This window comes from Streptomyces sp. NPDC002104 (assembly GCF_053593795.1).
Map to the genome: position 1 here is coordinate 50,142 of NZ_JBSFDF010000041.1, position 17,748 is coordinate 67,889.

Annotated in this window: 19 protein-coding genes; 6 read left to right on the forward strand and 13 right to left on the reverse strand. The window is 72.0% G+C overall.

Annotated features, from left to right (window positions below):
* Position 1 precedes the first annotated feature (1 nt).
* The 6 genes from mdcE to ACWCP2_RS28250 all read right to left on the reverse strand — a co-directional run bounded on the left by mdcE (position 2) and on the right by ACWCP2_RS28250 (position 5,706).
* Positions 2–826, reverse strand: coding sequence for a biotin-independent malonate decarboxylase subunit gamma (gene mdcE / locus ACWCP2_RS28225; RefSeq protein ID WP_450911389.1), 825 nt, complete (start codon positions 824–826; stop codon positions 2–4).
* Positions 823–1,665, reverse strand: coding sequence for a biotin-independent malonate decarboxylase subunit beta (locus ACWCP2_RS28230; RefSeq protein ID WP_450911390.1), 843 nt, complete (start codon positions 1,663–1,665; stop codon positions 823–825). Before ACWCP2_RS28230 ends, mdcE begins: the two co-directional genes overlap by 4 nt.
* Entirely contained in the window at positions 1,662–1,949 is a 288-nt protein-coding gene (locus tag ACWCP2_RS28235) for a malonate decarboxylase subunit delta (RefSeq protein WP_450911391.1), read from the reverse strand. The genes ACWCP2_RS28230 and ACWCP2_RS28235 overlap by 4 nt, the downstream gene beginning before the upstream one ends.
* A gap of 1 nt (position 1,950) precedes the next feature.
* Entirely contained in the window at positions 1,951–3,024 is a 1,074-nt protein-coding gene (locus ACWCP2_RS28240; protein ID WP_450911392.1) for a triphosphoribosyl-dephospho-CoA synthase, read from the reverse strand.
* A gap of 4 nt (positions 3,025–3,028) precedes the next feature.
* Positions 3,029–4,678: a malonate decarboxylase subunit alpha gene (gene mdcA / locus ACWCP2_RS28245; RefSeq protein WP_450911393.1), complete on the reverse strand. Its 1,650-nt coding sequence runs from the start codon at positions 4,676–4,678 to the stop codon at positions 3,029–3,031.
* 77 nt (positions 4,679–4,755) lie between these two features.
* Complete coding sequence (locus ACWCP2_RS28250) at positions 4,756–5,706, reverse strand: AEC family transporter (RefSeq protein ID WP_450911394.1); 951 nt, start codon at positions 5,704–5,706, stop codon at positions 4,756–4,758.
* A gap of 94 nt (positions 5,707–5,800) precedes the next feature.
* Here ACWCP2_RS28250 and ACWCP2_RS28255 point away from each other — a divergent pair, with 94 nt between their 5' ends.
* Positions 5,801–6,823 (forward strand): LysR family transcriptional regulator, encoded by a 1,023-nt coding sequence (locus ACWCP2_RS28255; RefSeq protein WP_450911395.1) that lies wholly within the window; start codon positions 5,801–5,803, stop codon positions 6,821–6,823.
* Positions 6,824–6,840: 17 nt separating this feature from the next.
* Here ACWCP2_RS28255 and ACWCP2_RS28260 read toward each other — a convergent pair whose 3' ends face one another.
* Positions 6,841–8,067 (reverse strand): sensor histidine kinase, encoded by a 1,227-nt coding sequence (locus tag ACWCP2_RS28260; RefSeq protein WP_450911396.1) that lies wholly within the window; start codon positions 8,065–8,067, stop codon positions 6,841–6,843.
* A gap of 8 nt (positions 8,068–8,075) precedes the next feature.
* Positions 8,076–8,750, reverse strand: a complete 675-nt coding sequence (locus ACWCP2_RS28265) for a response regulator transcription factor (RefSeq protein WP_450911397.1) — start codon at positions 8,748–8,750, stop codon at positions 8,076–8,078.
* Between the two features lie 178 nt (positions 8,751–8,928).
* Between ACWCP2_RS28265 and ACWCP2_RS28270 the strand changes: the two genes are divergently transcribed.
* The 5 genes from ACWCP2_RS28270 to ACWCP2_RS28290 all read left to right on the forward strand — a co-directional run bounded on the left by ACWCP2_RS28270 (position 8,929) and on the right by ACWCP2_RS28290 (position 13,797).
* Positions 8,929–10,368, forward strand: a complete 1,440-nt coding sequence (locus ACWCP2_RS28270; RefSeq protein WP_450911398.1) for an ABC transporter permease — start codon at positions 8,929–8,931, stop codon at positions 10,366–10,368.
* Position 10,369: 1 nt separating this feature from the next.
* A complete protein-coding gene (locus tag ACWCP2_RS28275) occupies positions 10,370–11,044 on the forward strand; it encodes an ABC transporter ATP-binding protein (protein ID WP_450911399.1) in 675 nt (224 codons plus the stop codon).
* A gap of 210 nt (positions 11,045–11,254) precedes the next feature.
* Entirely contained in the window at positions 11,255–12,133 is an 879-nt protein-coding gene (locus ACWCP2_RS28280) for a DUF4394 domain-containing protein (RefSeq protein ID WP_450911400.1), read from the forward strand.
* A gap of 146 nt (positions 12,134–12,279) precedes the next feature.
* Positions 12,280–13,203 carry an LLM class F420-dependent oxidoreductase gene (locus ACWCP2_RS28285; protein ID WP_450911401.1) on the forward strand — a complete coding sequence of 308 codons (924 nt, stop codon included), beginning with the start codon at positions 12,280–12,282 and terminating at the stop codon, positions 13,201–13,203.
* 93 nt (positions 13,204–13,296) lie between these two features.
* Positions 13,297–13,797: an SRPBCC family protein gene (locus ACWCP2_RS28290; RefSeq protein ID WP_450911402.1), complete on the forward strand. Its 501-nt coding sequence runs from the start codon at positions 13,297–13,299 to the stop codon at positions 13,795–13,797.
* 33 nt (positions 13,798–13,830) lie between these two features.
* Here ACWCP2_RS28290 and ACWCP2_RS28295 read toward each other — a convergent pair whose 3' ends face one another.
* The 5 genes from ACWCP2_RS28295 to ACWCP2_RS28315 form a co-directional block, all read right to left on the reverse strand.
* Complete coding sequence (locus ACWCP2_RS28295) at positions 13,831–14,547, reverse strand: response regulator (RefSeq protein WP_450911403.1); 717 nt, start codon at positions 14,545–14,547, stop codon at positions 13,831–13,833.
* Complete coding sequence (locus ACWCP2_RS28300) at positions 14,544–15,647, reverse strand: sensor histidine kinase (RefSeq protein ID WP_450911409.1); 1,104 nt, start codon at positions 15,645–15,647, stop codon at positions 14,544–14,546. The genes ACWCP2_RS28295 and ACWCP2_RS28300 overlap by 4 nt, the downstream gene beginning before the upstream one ends.
* A 107-nt stretch (positions 15,648–15,754) precedes the next feature.
* Positions 15,755–16,279 (reverse strand): hypothetical protein, encoded by a 525-nt coding sequence (locus ACWCP2_RS28305; protein WP_450911404.1) that lies wholly within the window; start codon positions 16,277–16,279, stop codon positions 15,755–15,757.
* A gap of 146 nt (positions 16,280–16,425) precedes the next feature.
* Positions 16,426–16,896, reverse strand: coding sequence for a Dps family protein (locus ACWCP2_RS28310; protein ID WP_450911405.1), 471 nt, complete (start codon positions 16,894–16,896; stop codon positions 16,426–16,428).
* 167 nt (positions 16,897–17,063) lie between these two features.
* Positions 17,064–17,748 (reverse strand): PP2C family protein-serine/threonine phosphatase (locus ACWCP2_RS28315; RefSeq protein WP_450911406.1); only part of this gene is annotated, 685 nt, incomplete at its 5' end.

Consider the following 17,748-nt stretch of genomic DNA (forward strand, 5'->3'; position numbering starts at 1 on the left):
CTCAGGCCTCCCAGCTCGCGGCGAGCCGGCGGCGTGCCTCGACGGACGCGGCGCGCGCCACCCGTGCCTCCGGGGAGGCGAGACGGGAGGACAGGTCCCTTGGGCCGCCGCGGGCGTCGGCCACGGCCTCGGCGAGAGCCGCACGCACCGCCTCGGTGCTCGAATCCCCGGGCAGCAGACGGTGCAGGGCGCCCAGCTTGGCGAAGGACGCGCCGTCGTAGGCCGTGGCGGGCACCTTCGCTGCGGCCTCGTCCAGCTCGGCCAGGGTGCGCCGCGTGATGCGTGCGGTGGCCTGCTTGCTCATCACCTGGACCTGGACGGCCTCGTCGTCCAGGGCCACGATCCGGTTGGCCTGGAGCCCGTGCGAGAGGAACGCGCCGGAGATGGCGTTGCCGACGACGAACGCGACGACGGGGTGCCCGGCGAGGCGCGCGGTGGCGTAGGCGTCGACCGCTCCGGCGAGCGCCTGGTGGATGCCGACGAGCTCCTCGCGGTAGCCGTAGGCCTGACTCGGGACGTCCACCACGGCGACGAGGGGCCGCTTGGCCTCCGCCGGCAGGTCCGCGTCGGCGCCGACGACCGCGCGGATCTCGGCGGCCAGGTTCCACCCCTCCTCCAGGCCGACCTCGCCGTGACGGGCGCGGGGGAAACGGCCCCCGGGGTCGGGCACGACGGCGAGGAACCGGGCCCCGGCTCCGCCCAGCGGGGCCGTCGCCGAGAGCACGGAGCCGATCGGGCCGGCATCCGCGGCGCCGGTCAGGCGCTCGAACCAGGTACGGCCGCGGGAGGCGCGCGCGTCCCGCGCCGGGGTTGCGTCGGTGGTCACTTGGAAGCTCCGTTCACCAGGTCGCGCAGGTCTTGCGGGGTGGGCCTGCCCGCCGTGTCCACGGCGGCCAGGAGGGCGAGGGCGGCCTCGGCCCGCGCGCTGCGGGGGGTTGGCGCGGGCCCGGCGGTGAAGACCGCGCGCACGGCGGTCCGCAGGGCGGCGATGTCGTCGTCCACCAGGGTGTCCGCGAGGCGCACCGCCGTGCGCTGCGCACCGCCGGCCATCGCCCAGATGCCCGCACGGTCCTTGGAGTCCAGCTCGGCGACGCCGGCTTCCTGCTCGACCACCTCGGGCCCGTTGAGGGCGAGCCGGCCCTGCCGGGTCATCACCAAATGGGAGCAGAGCCCGGCGGCGATGCCCATGCCGCCGTAACAGCCGACCATGCCGGCGACGACGCCGACGACGGGTGTGTACTGCCGCAGCCGGACGATCGCGGCGTGGATGTCGGCGATGGCGAGCAGCCCGAGGTTCGCTTCCTGGAGGCGGATGCCGCCCGTCTCCAGGAGGATCACGGCGCGCATCGGGATGCCGTTCTCCCAGTCCCGCGCGGCCAGTTCGAGGGAGCCGGCCAGCTTGGCGCCGCACACCTCGCCGATGCCGCCGCCCTGGAACCTGCCGTCCAGTGCGACGACCACGGCGCGTTCGCCGTCGATGGTGCCGCGCGCGACGACGGCGCCGTCGTCCTCCTGCGGGACGATGCCCTGGGGAGCCAGGTGGGGTGATTCGAGACGGTCGAAGGGGCCGATCAGCTCGCGGAAGGTGCCCTCGTCCAGGACGGCGCGGGCCCGGTCGCGGGCCGGCAGCTCGGTGAACGCGTCGGGAAGGGTGACCCTGTTCACTGCGTCGCCTCCATGGCCTGGGCCAGCCGCAGCGCCACCGTGCCGGGCGTGGCGCCGAAATCGTTGATCTGGACCGTGGCGGCCAGGTCGGTACGGGCGAAGAACCGTTCCAGCACGGCCTGCCAGATGGTGTCGAAGCCGTCCACGCTGGTGCGCAGCGCCACGGTGATCCCGCTGTCGGCGGGCTCGACGAGGATCTCGAGGTCGCCGGACCCGACGACACCGACGTGGGCGCGCCGGACCGCCGGCACGGTGCCGGGGAAGGTGTAGAAGAGCTGTTGCATCTCAACTCCTGGGAAGAGTGGTGGAGCCGTTCGTGGAGCCCGTCGTGGTGCCGGTCGCGCTGAGGGCGTCGGCGTAGAGCGCCGCCGCGAGCAGGTCGGCGGAACCGCCGGGCGACAGGCCGAGCCGGGCCATCCGGGCGTCGAGGCGCCGGAGCGCGGCCCGGCCCGGCCCGCTCGCGCAGCCGCCGGCCGTGAGCACCGCGCGCGCGCCCTCCTGGGCGGCCGCCAGGCCGGCGGGACCGCCCCGGTGCAGGAGGCAGGTGTCGTCCAGGGAACCGATGACGGTGAGCAGCGCGTCGAGCCGGGCGGAGGCCTCGTCGGCGCCGGCGGCCCGCGCGTGGCGCAGGGCGCCGAGGGCCAGGCGTACGTGCGGGAACCCGGCGACGGCCTCGGCGCGGGCACCGCCACCGCCGTAGCGGATAACGGCCAGCTGGCCGTTCGAGGGGCCGGTGACCGGGGCGGACGGGTCGGGGTGGGCGGCGATGGCGCCGGCCGTGGCGCACAGGGCGTCGGTGTACGAACGGGCGTCGGGGAAGGGCCGGGCATCCCCGACGGACGGCGCGTTGGGGAAGGGCCGGGCATCCCCGACGGACGGGGCGTCGGCGAAGGGACCGGCATCGGCGAAGGACAGTGCGGCCCTCTCCGGCGCCGGCGTCAGGGCGGCCGCGCCCGTCAGGAGACCCAGGGCCCAGATCGCCCCGCGGTGGGTGTTGACCCCGCCGGTGGCGGTCAGCATCCGGGCCTCGGCCAGTCGCCCGATACGGGCCAGCTCACCCCGCAGCCCGGCCGTGGGCCGGCCGAGCCGGGCGGCGGCGCAGGCCATCTCCGCGAAGGAGCCGCGCAGCGATGCCGCCGACTTCAGCAGCAGGCCGAGGTCCATGTCGTGGTGCGCGCCCGAGCCGCGACCGTCGACCAGACCCGGCTTGGGGGTCAGTTCGGCCTCGGCGACGAGGGATTCACCGGCCAGCCGGGCGAACCGGTCCGCGGACCGCTCCGTGCGTCCGTGCGCGGGCCGCTCGGCGTCCGCGTGCGCGGGGGCGCACAGCGGCGTGGGGGAAAGGGGCGGAGGATTCACCGGGTCACCAGCTACGGAACTTCGCGGGCGGGTTGTACAGCCCGCCGGACCAGGTGACGAGGTCCTCGACCGAGCGGGCCGCGAGCAGCGAGCGCTTCGCGTCGGCCGGGTTGACCCCCAGGTCGGACGGCAGGGCGATCAGGCCGTCGCGCCGCAGGCGCTCCTCGCGGGCGACGTCGTGCTTTCCGGCGATCGGGCTCACCCCGGCGACCGCGGCCAGTGCCTCGCGGCGTTCCTCCAGGTCGCGTGCCTTGTAGAGGTAGGCGATGCCCTCCTCCGTGATGACGTGGGTGACGTCGTCGCCGTAGATCATGACGGGTGCGACGGGGAAGCCGGCGTCCTGGCCGACGGAGACCGCGTCCAGGGTTTCCACCAGCTTGGGGACACCGCCCTTCCCGAAGGTCTCCAGGGTCTGCACGACGAGCTTGCGGCCGCGTTCGATGCCGTCCTCGGTGCGGGCCATTTCGAGCCAGGCGGGGGAGGCGTGGCGCCGGCCGCGGGCATCGGATCCCATGTTGGGGGCGCCGCCGAAGCCGGAGAGCCGGCCGTGGGTCACGGTGGACGAGTTCGCGTTGCGGTCGATCTGGAGCGAGGAGCCGATGAACATGTCGGCCGCGTAGAGACCGGACGCCTGGGCGATCAGCCGGTTGGAGCGGAGGTAGCCGTCCTGGCCGGTGGCGAAGACGTCCGGGCGGGCACGGCAGTACTCCTCCATGCCGACCTCGCCGCCGAAGGCCACGATCGACTCGACCCAGCCCGACTCGATGGCCGGGATCAGGGTGGGGTGCGGGTTGAGCACCCAGTTCTTGGCGATCTTCCCGCGCAGGCCGAGGGACTCGCCGTAGGTCGGGAGCAGCAGCTCGATCGCGGCCGTGTCGAAGCCGATGCCGTGGTTGAGGGAGGTGACCTGGTGGCGTTCGTACACACCGCGGATGGCCATCATCGCCATCAGGATCTGGACCTCGGTGATGAGCCGGGGGTCGCGGGTGAACAGGGGCTCCACCTGGTAGGGCCGGTCGGCGACGACGACGAAGTCGACCCAGCCGCCGGGGACGTCGACCCGCGGCAACTGGTCCGCTCCGTCGACGAGTTCGTTCACCTGGGCGATGACGATGCCGTCGCGGAAGGCGGTGGCCTCGACGATCGTGGGGGTGTCCTCGGTGTTCGGCCCGGTGTACAGGTTCCCGTCGCGGTCGGCGGAGTTGGCGGCGACCAGGGCCACGTTGGGGATCAGGTCGACGAAGAAGCGCCCGTAGAGCTCCAGGTACGTGTGGATCGCGCCGATCTCCAGCTTGCCGTCCGCGAGGAGCTGGGCGACACGGGTGGACTGGGCGCCGGCGAAGGCGAAGTCGGTCTTCGTCGCGATGCCGTCCTCGAAGAGGTCGAGCTGCTCGGGCCGGGAGAACGAGGAGATCAGCAGGTGCAGGCCGTGGACGCGCGCGGGGTCCACCGCGGCCAGCGAACGGCTGAGGAAGTCGGCCTGCTTCTGGTTGTCGCCCTCCAGGACGACCTTGTCCCCCGGCGTGACGAGGGCTTCGAGGGCCTCGACGGCCTTGTCGGTGGGGATCACCTTGCCGGAGGCGATGCGCGCGGTGTTCCGCAGGCGCTGCGCCTTGTCCTGGCGCCGGGTGTCCCAGGCTGTGGGCTGAGTCATGAGTGGGTTCCTTGCGTACCGGGTTGGTGTGCCGGGCGGGGGAGCGGGCCGCGTGCGGGGATCCGCGCGCGGGCGGCTCACACGTGCTGGGGAAGCAGGGCGATGACGACCGAGAGCGAGGCGATGCCGGCCAGCGTGGACAGCAGCAGGGTGGATCCGGCCACCTTGGGCCGGACTCCGAAGTTCGCGCCGAAGACGAGTCCGAAGAAGCCGGAGGGGATGGCGGTCAGCAGCACCGCCTGCGTGGTGTTGATCGTGTCCAGGCCGAACAGCAGGCACAGGCCCCACACGAACAGCGGCATGAGGGCGTTCTTCATGACGACGCCGTAGGCGACGTTGGAGGTGAAGGACACCTTCTGCGCGGAGAGCACGAGGCCGGTCAGGAACAGCGCGGCGCCGGCGCCCGCGGTGCCGATCGGGGTGAGGGTCTTCTCGATCAGCGTCGGCATGTGCACGCCGCACAGGACCAGGACGAAGGCCAGCATCGGCGCCCAGAAGATGGGCTTGCGGACGGACTTGCCGAGCGCGCTGCCGAAACGGGAGAGCGTGCTCCCGGGAGCGTCCGGCCCGAGCTTGTCGTCCTCCAGCAGGGCGAGGGTGAGCGGCGAGATGGTCATCGATCCCAGGGCGATGCAGATCGCGACGGCGATGGCCCCCGTGTCGCCGACGACGGCGGCGGCCAGCGGCAGTCCGATCGAGGCGTAGTTCGGGAATCCGACGGTGAGGGCCTGGACGGCGGCCGAGCTCTTGTCGAGCTTGAAGACCTTGAGCTGGAGCAAGAGGGTGATCGCGTACACGACCAGCATCGCGATGACGATCACCGCGATGAACGTGCCGTGCGAGGTGATGTCCGTACGGCTCTTGGAGGAGATCGACACGAAGAGCGAGGCCGGAATGGCGAAGACCATCACCAGGTGGTTGAGGGAGGAGACGTTCTGGTTGTCGATGAACTTGCGCTTGCCCGCTCCGTAGCCGAGCGCGAGGGCGAAGAACACCGGTAGGAGGGCGGTAGCGATTTCATTGACCATGCCTCCTACGGTGAGGTTGCGGATAAATAAGGTCTAATGCCCTCATATGCGTGATTCCCTAAATATCCGCATGGATCTCCCCTGACCTGCGCCGATGCGATCCGAGAGGGCGTACGGAGTGACCCAGCACACACCGCCGAACGGGGTCCGCGGAACCGGCGGCGCGCCCGGACCGGGCGGGCCCGGCGAACCGGGCGCGGACCTGGCCACCGCCCTCGCGCCCTACCTCGCGCAGTTCGCGGTCGTGGCCAGGGAGGAGCACCTCACCCACGCCGCGAACCTCCTCGGCGTCAGCCAGCCGACCCTCTCCCGCACCATGTCCCGCCTGGAATCCCTGCTCTCCGTACCGCTCTTCGTCCACGTCGGCCGCGGCATCCGGCTCACCCCCCAGGGCCGCCGCCTGCTGGAGCGCGCCGAAGCGGCCCTGACCCTGCTCGACCTGGCCCAGCAGGAGATCGCCGCCGACGCCGACGCCGAACACGGCCTGGTCCGCCTCGTGCACCTGAAGTCGCTCGGCCCCAGGGTGGTCCCCGCGCTCCTGGGCGCCTTTCACGCGGAGCACCCGTACGTCCGCTTCGAGCTCACCGAAGCGTCGTCGGTGCGGATGATCGAGCTGCTCCGTGCGGGCGAGGCGGACCTCTGCCTGATCGCCCCGGCGCCCGACGCGGCCGGGATCGACTGCGAGACGCTGCGACGCCAGGAACTCCGCCTGGTGCTGCCCGCGGGGCACCGCTGGGCGGGCCGACCGCAGGTGGCCCTCGCCGACTGCCGCCACGAGGCGTTCGTGGCGATGGCCGAGGACTACGGCACCCGGCGCATCGCCGACGGCCTGTGCCGGGAGGCGGGCTTCGTGCCCCGGGTCGTCGTCGAGACCGATGCCGTCGACACCGTACGGGGCCTGGTCGCGGAGGGGCTGGGCATCGCCCTGCTCCCGTACGAGGGCCTCACCCGCCCCGGCACGGCCGACGTCCCCCTCGCCCTCGCCCCGGGCACCCCGCCCCCCACCCGCTCCCTGTGCGTGGCCTGGTCCTCCCACGCGGTCCACCCTGCGGCGGCGTCCCTGGTCCGCGCGTTCCTGCGCGGCTACCGGCACGAGCCCGGCGCTGGGGCCGTGTGAGCTCCTCCCGGTCCCCGTCAGGGAGCGGCCGGCAGCACGACGCGGACGGTGAGCCCGCCGCCCGGGTTCGCCGTCGCCGTGACCGTGCCCCGGTGGGCGGTGCTGACGGAGCGGACGAGGGCCAGACCGAGCCCGTGGCCGCTGCGGTCGCTGCCGACCCTCGCCCCGACCCGGTAGAAGGGCTCGAAGAGCCGGTCCAGCACGGCCTCGTCGACCTGCGGTCCGGTGTTGCCGACCTCGGCCACGACCACGCCTGCGTCCCTCTCCGGCCCCTCCTCGCGGTGGACGGACAGGTGTACCGCGCCCCCCGATGGGAGGTTGTGGGTGAGCGCGTTGTCCAGCAGGTTCAGCAGCAGCTGCCTCAGCAGCGTCGTGTTCCCGGTGACCGCGCAGCGCTCCTCGCTCTCCGCTTCGAGCCGGATCCCGTACGAAGCCGCCTGCCCGGCCCGCTCGGCGGCGGCCCGCTCCGCGAGGGCGCCGAGGTCCACCGGGCCGGGGTCGAAAGGAGCCCGGTCCGCGGCGGCCAGGTCGAGGAGCGCCCGTACGACGTGGATGTTGCGTTCGTTGGTCTCCCACAGCATCGGGACGAGCTCCGACAGCTCCTCTCCCGTCGGGTCGTCGCCCGCGAGCTGGAGCAGGGTACGGGTGGTGGCCAGCGGGGTCAGCAGCTCGTGCGAGGCGTTCGCGGCGAAGCGCTGGTGCGCGGCGAAGGACTCCTCCAGCCGGCCCAGCATCCCGTCGAAGGTGTCGGCCAGCTGCTTGAGCTCGTCCTCGGGCCCGGCCGCGCCGATGCGGTCCCGGAGGTTGCCGTCGGCGGCCCGCGCGGCCGCCTCGCCGATGGTGTGCAGCGGGGCGAGGAGCCGTTTGGAGAGGACCCAGCCGGCGCCGAGCCCGAGGACCATCACCAGGAGCACCCCGCCGACGGAGAAGGTGAGGACGGTGGACCACACCTCCTCCTTGGTGGTGATGTCGGCGGGGGAGCCGGTCTTCAGCCCCTCGGCGAGCGTCGGGCAGGGGATGCTCCCGGGGTGCGCGGGGAGGAATCCGGGCGGGGTGCAGACCTGTGGCGGCACGGACCCGGCGGGGACGTCCACCGTGCGGGTGAGGTCGTAGGTCGGCACGAAGCGCATGCCGACGTAGATGATCGCGACCATCAGCGCACCGCACACCCCCAGTGCGCCGCCGAAGCCGAGGAAGAGCCGGCCGTGGATGCTCAGGGACCGCCGTCCCGACGCGCGCGGCACGGGCCGTCTCATGCGGGGCCCGATTCGGCGCCCAGGTAGTAGCCGGCGTTGATCGCGGTGTGCACCAGCCGCGGTTCGCCGAGCTTCTTGCGCAGGGTGTGCACGACGAGGCGGGCCGCGTTGGTGAGGGGGTCGGTGTGCGCGTCCCAGGCCTTGTCCAGGAGGTACTGGGCGCTGAGCACACCGCCCTCGGCGCGCATCAGGAGTTCCAGCACCGCCAACTCCTTGCGGGTGAGCCGGATCTCGGTGCCGGCACGGGTGACCTTGTGGCGGTGGGTGTCGAATTCGATTCCGGCGTACGACAGGACCGGGGCGTGCGTCATCGGACTGCGGCGGTACAGGGCCCGCAGCCGGGCCACCAGTTCGGGAAAGTCGAAGGGCTTGGCGAGATAGTCGTCGGCGCCCAGTCCCAGGCCCTCGACCTTGTCGCCGAGGCGCCCGGCGGCCGTCAGCATCAGCACCCGGCATCCGAGCCGCATCTCCACGATCCGGCGGCACACCTCGTCCCCGTGGACCACGGGCAGATCGCGGTCGAGGACCACGGCGTCGTAGTCGTACACGGCCACCCGCTCCAGGGCCGTCGCCCCGTCGTGCACCACGTCCACCGCGATGGCCTCCCGGCGCAGGCCCATCTCCAGGGCCCGTGCCATGTACCGCTCGTCCTCGACCACCAGCACGCGCACGCGCGACAACCTTTGCTTTTCATTAATTCACCGGGGCACGCCCCCGGCCCGGCCGCCGTTTCCGGTCCCGTACCGCACCCGTCTTATCAAACGCCGCATTTGATCCGTGTATGAAGCACGGGGCGCTGCCGGAATTCGCATACACCGCTCAAAAACCCGCCTTCGTAGCGTGGCGGCCATGAATCTGTTCAAGCGAGCCTGGTGGCGGCTACGGGGCCACCTGGGCAAGACGGTGATGCTGGTCGGGCTCTTCTTCGTCATCTGCACCCTGGTCCTGTCGGGGTTCCTGATCCAGTCGGCCGCGGCACGCGCCGCCGAGTCGGCGAAGAGCAGCGTGGGCGCCGTGGCCACGATGCAGCTGGACGTGAACGCCCTGATCAACTCGGGGAAGTCGCAGAAGCCGTCCGGCGGGCGGGGCGGCATGATCGGCGCCGAGGGAGACCTGAGCCGCGGACTGGTGGACAAGATCTGCACGTCCTCGGTGGTGACGCGGTGCAACTACTCCAAGGACGGCGTCGCGGCCCCCACCGACCAGGTCAAGCTCCACCAGCCGGTCCCGAAGCCGGCCGGCCAGGATTCCAGCGGCGTGGACTTCTTCAAGGCGGACGGCGTCCGCGACCTGGACGCGGTCTCCGCCTTCCGCAACGGCGAATCGAAGATCATCGCCGGTTCCGGCATCACGCCCGAGACCAAGAACGACATCGTGGTCATCGAGGAGCGCGTGGCCAAGGACAACCACCTCGCGGTCGGCGACAAGATCAAGCTCAACGCCAACATCCAGAACCCGGACGGCCGGCTCGGCACCAAGGAAATGGACTTCACCGTCGGCGGCATCTACACCAACGGCGTCCCCGACCCCCGCGCCTACCTCCCGCCGATGATGGCTCCCTCGAACCAGATCTACGTCAGCCCGGACGGCGCGACCCGCCTCGACGGCAAGGAGCCGGGCGCCGACGGAGGCGTGCTCAAGCAGGCCACCTTCACCCTGCGCGACCCCGGCGACATGGACAAACTGAAGGAGGACGCGAAGGCGGCCGGAGCCGATCTCCAGATCTTCCCGCTGACCGTCAACGACAAGCAGTACAAGACCCTCGTGGGCCCGATCGGCAAGACGGCCGACTTCGCCTCCCTCACGGTCTGGCTGGTGGCCGTCGCCGGCACGGTCATCCTCGCCCTGATCATCGCCTCCAACCTCCGCGAACGCCGCAAGGAGATGGGCATCCTGCTCTCGCTCGGCGAGAAGAAGCCCAAACTGCTCGGGCAGCACCTGGTCGAGGTGATCGTCTGCGCGGTGCTGGCCATCGGCTTCGCCGCGGCGGCCAGCCAGTTCCTCTCCCAGGCCATCGGCGACCGGCTGCTCTCCGGCGAGGTCTCCTCCGCCAACGAACAGGCGGCGAACGAGGCCAACAGGCCCGACCCCTCGAACGTCAACGGCGGCGCGAGCGTCGACGACGAACCCAGGACCGAGCCCATCGACTCGATGGAGGTCCGGCTCGGCCCCGCCGACCTGGGCAAGATCGGCGCCACCGGACTGGGCATCGCCGTCCTGGCCACCCTGATCCCCGGCGCCCGCGTACTGCGCCTGAACCCCCGCGACATCCTCACGAAGGGCGACTGACGTGGCCACCCCGATCCTCGAACTCACCAACCTCAGCCGCGCCTACCAGAGCGGAAACCGTCGGCGCACCGTCCTCAAGAGCGTCGACTACGCCTTCGAGGCGGGCCGGATGTACGCCGTGATCGGCCCTTCCGGCAGCGGCAAGACCACCCTCCTGTCCCTCGCGAGCGGCCTCGACTCACCCACCACGGGCAGCATCCGCTTCCAGGGCCAGGACGTCGCCCGGCTGGGCCTCGGCCGCTACCGCAACCGGCATGTGGCCACGGTCTTCCAGTCGTTGAACCTGCTCACCTACATGACCGCCGTACAGAACATCACCTCCGCCATGGAGATCACCGGGGTCAAGGGCGTCCACCGCAAACGCCGCGCCGTCGCACTCCTCGACCTCCTCGGCATCGAGAGGTCCGACCAGAACCGCCGCACGCTCCAGCTCTCCGGCGGCCAGCAGCAGCGGGTCGCCATCGCCCGGGCCCTGGCCTGCGAGGTCGACATCCTCTGCGCCGACGAGCCCACCGGCAGCCTCGACCACGAGACGGCGGCCGGAATCATCGAGGTGTTCCGCAAGCTGGCCCACGACGAGGGCAAGTGCGTGATCGTGGTGACCCACTCGCGGGAGGTCGCCGGCGCCTGCGACGAGGTCCTGCAACTGAAGCGGGGCAAGCTCATCAGCGCATGAGCGCGGGCCGCAGCCATCCCCGCATGGCTGCGGCCGCTGCTCCGGCCGCCCCCGGGAGCACGCGACGGCGGGGCGCGGGCAGGCACGAGGGCCGTGCCGCCGTCCGAGTGGTCCTGCGGGATCCGGCCCGTCCGCGCGACCGTGAGCGGCGAACCCCTTCCGGATCCCGTGCGGATCACGAACGGGACCACACCTCAGTGGGGAAGCACCATGCGAACGCGCAAGAGCACCATCGCCCTCTCGGTCGCCGTGGCCGCGGCCGCGGCCCTGTCCGCTCCCGTCCTGGCCTCCGCCGATGCCGGGGACACCCGTGCCATGGACCGGATGGAGCGCGGGTCGCTGACGGCGGTCGGATTGACCACCGACCAGCGACTGGTGGAGTTCATGGTCGACCGGCCGGCGAAGACCACGCCGATCGGCAAGGTGTCCGGCCTCATGGGCGACACCAGGATCGTGGGCATCGACTTCCGGGTCCAGAACGAGAAGCTCTACGGCGTCGGCGACAAGGGCGGCGTCTACACCCTCAGCACGGACGACGCCAAGGCCATGAAGGTCTCCCAGCTCACCGTCGCCCTCAACGGGGCACGGTTCGGCGTGGACTTCAACCCCGCCGCCAACCGGCTGCGCGTCATCAGCGACACCGGCCAGAACCTGCGCCACAACATCGACGACAACGCCGCCCCCCTCACCACCACGGTCGACGGCACTCTCACCAACCCGACGACACCGCCGTCCACCGCCATGGGCGTCACCGGCGCCGCGTACACGAACAACGACCTCAACACGGCCACCGCGACCACGCTGTTCGACATCGACACCACGGCCGACCGCGTCTCGCTCCAGTCCCCGGCCAACGCCGGCCTGCTCGCCCCGACCGGCAACCTCGGCGTCAACGCCGGCCCCGACGCGGGCTTCGACATCTACTTCTCCCCGAAGCACGGGACCAACCAGGGCTACGCCGCCCTCAACACCGGCAGCACCTTCCGCCTGTACGGAGTCGACCTCCTCACCGGAGCCGCGCACGACATGGGAGCCTTCTCCAAGAATCGCCAGGTCACCGATCTCGCCCTGCCGCTGAACCAGGGCTGACCCAGGGTGGGCCGCGGCCGCGCGCACAGCGGCGCGGCCCACCGGTACGCCCCCGCCGCCCGCGTACACCCCGCGTACACACGGCCGACAAGAGACCGTCACACCGGAGCGGAATCGGCGCCCGGCCACGGGTCGTTGACGCTTGCATGACTGTCGGAGTAACTCTTCACACGACCGGGCCCGAGAACCAGATCGACGCCACCGTGCGGCTCGCCCAGCAGGCCGCGCGGGCGGGCCTGCGCTCGGCCTGGTTCGGGCAGACCTTCGGGGCCGACTCCCCGCAGCTCGCCGCCATCGTCGGGCGGGAAGTACCGGGACTGCAGGTCGGCACGTCCGCCATCCCCGTCTTCGGCCGCCACCCGCTGATCGTCTCCAGCCAGGCCCAGACCGCCCAGGCCGCCACGCACGGCCGCTACCACCTGGGGCTCGCCCTCGGTACGAAACTGCTGACCGAAGGCGGCTTCGGCATCCCCTTCGAACGCCCCGTCGCCCGCCTGCGGGAGTTCCTCACCGCCCTGCGCGGGCTCACCGAAACCGGCGCCGCGGACTTCCACGGCGAACTGCTCACCGCCACCACGCCGATCCCCGCCCGCGTACCGGGAGCCGAGCCCCCGGTACCGCTGCTCGTCGCCGCGATGGGCCCGCAGGCGCTCCGCGTCACCGGCGAGCTGGCCGACGGCGTACTGCCCTACCTCGCCGGGCCGCGCGCCCTGGCCGAGCACATCGTCCCGGCCGTCACCGCGGCCGCCGAGGCCGCGGGACGGCCCGCGCCCCGCATCGTGGCACTCGTCCACGGCGTGGTCACCGACGACGTGGAGTCCGTGCGCGCGAAGGCAACCGAGCAGCTCGCCTTCTACGAACAGATTCCCTCCTACGCCAGGATCGTGGAACTCTCCGGCGGCAGACGGGCCGCCGACGTGGCCGTCATCGGCGACGAGAAGACGGTCGCCGCCGAGGTCCGGCGCTACCGGGACGCCGGGGCGACGGAAGTGGTGTTCTCGGGCACCGACCTCGCCGGAGACGCCGACCGGCTGCGCACCTGGGAGCTCCTGGGAGAACTGGCGCACTGAACTTTCCCCGGGACGGCCCCGCCGACGAAGTTACCGCAGGGTAGTCTCAAGCCGAGCCGGAGCGGCAGCATCCGGTCCTGTGAAGGGGGAACCATGCCTCGTACGCTGACGGTGTCCGACAGCATCGTCGTCCGCGCCCGTCCCGCAGAGGTCTACCGGCGCGTGTCCGATCCCGCACGGATGGGGGAGTGGAGCCCGGAGAACCTCGGTGCCACCGTGCACGGCGGCACCCGCGAGCCGAGCGTCGGGATGGTCTTCGACGGGCGCAACAAGCGCGGCGCCTTCCGCTGGACCACCCGGTGCACGGTGACGGCGCTCGTGCAGGACGAGCTGTTCCGTTTCCGGGTGCATGCCATCGGTGTCACGCGGCCGCGGCTTCCGGGGCCCATCGCCACGTGGGAGTACCGCTTCGAGGCCGTACCGGAAGGGACCCGGGTGACCGAGACGTGGACGGACGACCGCCGCTCGTGGCCGGACTTCGTGGCGAACGCCTTCGACCGGGTCGCGACGCGCGGAAGCGTCTTCGCCGAGTTCCAGCGCCGGAACATCGCCACGACCCTGCGCAACCTCAAGAAGGCTCTGGAAACCGGCTGAACGGGCCGACCGGCGGGCATCCGGTCGGTCCTGTCAGGCCAGGCCCGCCTCGATGGCCCGCCGGACGGCGGCCGCCCGGTCCGGGATGCCGGCCTTGGCGAACAGGTTGTTGATGTGGGTCTTCACGGTGGCCTCGCTGACGAAGAGCCTCTCGGCGATCGCCCGGTTGGGCAGGCCCTGGCCGATCAGCGCGAGGACCTCGCGTTCGCGGCGCGTGAGGTCCCCGGGCAGGACGGATGCCGGCACGGACGCATCCGTGGTCGTGGTCGAGGTCGCGGTCGGGGCCGTGGGCGTGGCCCTGGCCGTGTTCCTGACGCTGGCGAGCAGCCGGTCCTGTACCTCGCGGTCGAGTACGGACTGACCGGCGGCGGCCGCCCGGATCGCGCGGGTGATGTCCTTGCGCCCCGCGTTCTTCGTCAGGTATCCCCGGGCTCCCGCGCCCAGTGCGCCCAGGATCGAGTCGTCGTCGGCGAAGGTGGTGAGCACCACCACCGCCACCTGCGGGTACTGCTCGGACAGCCGTCGGGTCGTCTCGATCCCGTCCATGACGGGCATCCTCAGGTCCATCAGTACGACGTCCACCGGCCCGGCGGCCACGGCCGCCAGCACCTGCGTCCCGTCAGCGGCGGCCGCCACGACGTCGATGTCCTCGGCCAGGCCCAGTACCGCGGCGAGCGGCTCCCGGACGGCGGCCTGGTCGTCGGCGACGATCACCCTCAACCTACGGCGCTCCTCGGTCGGTTCGCTCATCCCGGGATCACTGCCTCCACATGCCATCCGCCCCGCTCCGGCCCTTCGGTGACCGGGCCCGCGGTGACGGTTCCATTCAGTAGGGCGACGCGCTCGCGCATGCCGATCAGGCCCATCCCGCTGCCGGGCCCGGCGTTCGCCGGGCGGGTGCCGGGGCCGTTGTGGATCCGCAGCGTCGTCGACGCGGCAGCGAAACCCAGCTCCACACCGACGGCGCCCCCCGGCGCGTGCCGGGCCGCGTTGGTCAGCGCCTCCTGGGCGATCCGCAGGAGGTTCTGGGTCACCCGGGTGGGGAGTTCGCGGGCCGTGCCGGTCACGGTGAGGCCGGCGTGGCGGCCCGCGGATTCGACCATCGCGGTCAGGCTCTCCACGAGCGGCAACGCGTCCTCGCGCAGGGCGTGCACGGTCCACTGCGCCTGCTTCAGGCTCTCCTTGACCAGGGCGTGTGCCTTGGCATTGGCTTCCCGGACCTTCTCCAGGTCACCGGTGTCGATCAACGCGTCGGCCAGTTCCAGCTGCATGTTGATCCCGGCCAGCGAGTGCGCCAGTACGTCGTGCACGTCGCGGGCGATCCGGCCGCGTTCGCTCAGCACGGCCGTCCGCGCCTCGGCCCGGGCGGCGCGCTCGGCGGACTCGGACGCCGCGATCACCGCCCGCACCGCCTGGCGCTGGCTGCGGTTGAGGATGCCGATCAGCACCGGAGCGCCGGTGGCCAGGCCGAGCAGCCACGGCAACTGCTCGTGTCCCGGACCGAGATCGAGGTAGAGGGCGCCGGCGCAGAGCACGCTGCACAGTGCCGCGAGCGCCAAGGCCCGCTTGGTCTCCAGCCGGTATCCGATGTGACCGGCCAGGAAGAAGGCGAAGAGGTACCCCGTGCCGCTGCTGAGGCCGGTCAGGGCGGCCGAGGCGACGACGCCGCCGGCCAGCCAGGCGGTGGCGAACCGCTGGGTCGTCGCGTTCTCCGGCAGGCCCCGGGCCAGCAGGGCGGCCGCGCTGAGCACGAAGAGGACGGCGACGGCCAGTCCCCGGCCGCTGAAGCCCATCGGCCGGATCGTCACGGCTCCCACGACGACGACCGCCAGGGTCAGTGCCCACCGGATCCTCGGGTCCTGCCCGGGAACCGGACGCACCTCCGCCTCCGGGGACGGTGCCGTTCCCGGAGGCGGAGGGGTCTTCGTCGGGGGCATGCGCCGAACATACTGCACGGTCACACCGTACGGTTGAGCACGGGCGCGGGGCGGGCCACGGCGAGGCCACGGCTCCGGATGAAGATCGTCGCCAGCCGCGTGACCACCTCGGTCAGGGCCATCAGTACGAACGCCGCCACCCAGGCCTTGTCGCTGGTGATCTGGTGCGCGGCGCTGAACCGGGCCACATCGGCGGCGCCGCCGCCGTGCTCGACCCACAGCTGGAAGCCCATCCGGGCCCCCATGCCCACGACCCACAGCACCGCGGCCACGGCGCCGGCCTTGACCAGGACGTGCCCCCCGTCGGCGCGGACCCGGGTGTAGACGCCGCCCGCGACACCGAGCGCGGCGCCCACGGCGACCAGCACCGTGATCAGTACCAGGTCATTGCCGGCGGTGGGGATGGTGTCCAGATAGGAGTAGGCCACGAAGGCCACGATCCCCAGCGGGAGCAGGAAGGACTTGAGTTCGAGCCGCCCTTCCCGGAGCTGCCGGAAGACGATCAGGAGGAGGGCGATGTCGGTGATCCACTCGGTCGTTGTCATGCTCCCAAGCCTGCTGTGCGGCGGCTCCCGGCGCCTGGACCCAGGGGTGGAGACCAGGGTGGAGATCGAGGCCTCCCTCACGGGCCGGTCCCGCCCCGCACCCGCGGCCGCCGGGCACGGACCGGCGGCCGGCCCGGGCGGGTGCGTCAGGCGCTTTCGGCGGCGAACATCCAGTGGTGCTTCTCGAGTTCGCCGGTGAGGGCGATCAGGAGGTCCTGGGTGACCGGGTCGGGCTTGTCGGTGGCCGCGATGCGTTCGCGCATCCGCGTGGTCACCGTGCTGAGGGCGTCGACGAGGATGCGTACGGCGTCCACGTCCCTGATCCAGCCCTCCGGTACACCGGTGATCGCACTGGCCGAGGCCACCGTGGCGGCTCGGCCGTCCGGGGTGATCCCGAGGGCGGCGGCGCGCTCGGCGACCACGTCGGAGTGGGTGCGTGCCGCGGTGACGACCTCGTCGAGCTGGAGGTGCACGGAGCGGAAGCGGGGGCCGACCACGTTCCAGTGGACCTGCTTGGCGACGAGCGACAGGTCGACCAGGTCCACCAGGGCCCCCTGCAGCGCTTCGCCGACGATCTTGAGGTCGGCTTCGGGGAGGGCGTTCTTGACGACGGACACGGCTGTGTCTCCATTCCTCGGTGCGGCTGTATGCGAACTCAGTCCTACCTACCCGGTGCTTCGGCTTCATATCAGGCCATAAGGCCCATTCGGCCGGGCCATAAGACCGCTGGACAGGAATCGGGCCGCAGTGCAGCGCCGGCACCCCGAAGGGCGTGCGGAGCCCCCTAGGCGGCCATCGCGCGCCGCACGACCAGTACGGCCCGGTCGTCGTCGTGCCGCGTGGCCCCCGCACAGGACATCAGGGCGTCCGCGATCTGCTCGACCGGCGCGCCCCGCGACTCCTCCAGCGCCCGGCGGACCAGGTCCGTGCCGTCGTCAAGGCTGAGTCGCGGCCCCTCCACGAGCCCGTCCGTGAGCAGGGCGAGGGTCTCTCCCTGCCCCAGGTGCCCCTGCGTCAACGGGTACGTCGTACCGTTCTGCACGCCCAGCGGGAGTCCGCCGGGCGTCTCGGGCGCCGAGGTCCCGCCGGCCGTGCACAGGACGGGCAGTACGTGGCCCGCCCGGGCCGACACCACCCGGCCGAGCGGATCGAGGAGCGCGTAGAGGCAGGTCGCGAATCCGGCCGCCCCCATCTGGAGCATGAGTTCGTTCGTCCGCTCCAGAACGCGGTCGGGCGAGGGGTCCTCCCAGGCGTAGGCGTGCATGGCGGTACGGACCTGCCCCATCAGCGCCGCCGCCTGGATGTTGTGGCCCTGGACGTCGCCGATGATGCAGGCGACCCCGCCGTCCGGCAGGGCGATCACGTCGTACCAGCCACCGCCCACCTCCAGGCCCTCGTTGGCCGGCAGGTAGCGGGCAGCGATCTCGAAGCCCTTGATGGCGGGCAGCTCGGCGGGGAGCATGTCCCGC

Excerpts from the sequence above, each read along its gene's own strand:
- ACWCP2_RS28235 (WP_450911391.1), bottom strand. The coding sequence starts at position 1,949 with ATGCAACAGCTCTTCTACACCTTCCCCGGCACCGTGCCGGCGGTCCGG.
- mdcA (WP_450911393.1), bottom strand. The coding sequence starts at position 4,678 with ATGACTCAGCCCACAGCCTGGGACACCCGGCGCCAGGACAAGGCGCAG.
- ACWCP2_RS28250 (WP_450911394.1), bottom strand. The coding sequence starts at position 5,706 with ATGGTCAATGAAATCGCTACCGCCCTCCTACCGGTGTTCTTCGCCCTC.
- ACWCP2_RS28255 (WP_450911395.1), top strand. The coding sequence starts at position 5,801 with ATGCGATCCGAGAGGGCGTACGGAGTGACCCAGCACACACCGCCGAAC.
- ACWCP2_RS28270 (WP_450911398.1), top strand. The coding sequence starts at position 8,929 with ATGAATCTGTTCAAGCGAGCCTGGTGGCGGCTACGGGGCCACCTGGGC.
- ACWCP2_RS28280 (WP_450911400.1), top strand. The coding sequence starts at position 11,255 with ATGCGAACGCGCAAGAGCACCATCGCCCTCTCGGTCGCCGTGGCCGCG.
- ACWCP2_RS28285 (WP_450911401.1), top strand. The coding sequence starts at position 12,280 with ATGACTGTCGGAGTAACTCTTCACACGACCGGGCCCGAGAACCAGATC.
- ACWCP2_RS28290 (WP_450911402.1), top strand. The coding sequence starts at position 13,297 with ATGCCTCGTACGCTGACGGTGTCCGACAGCATCGTCGTCCGCGCCCGT.
- ACWCP2_RS28295 (WP_450911403.1), bottom strand. The coding sequence starts at position 14,547 with ATGAGCGAACCGACCGAGGAGCGCCGTAGGTTGAGGGTGATCGTCGCC.
- ACWCP2_RS28305 (WP_450911404.1), bottom strand. The coding sequence starts at position 16,279 with ATGACAACGACCGAGTGGATCACCGACATCGCCCTCCTCCTGATCGTC.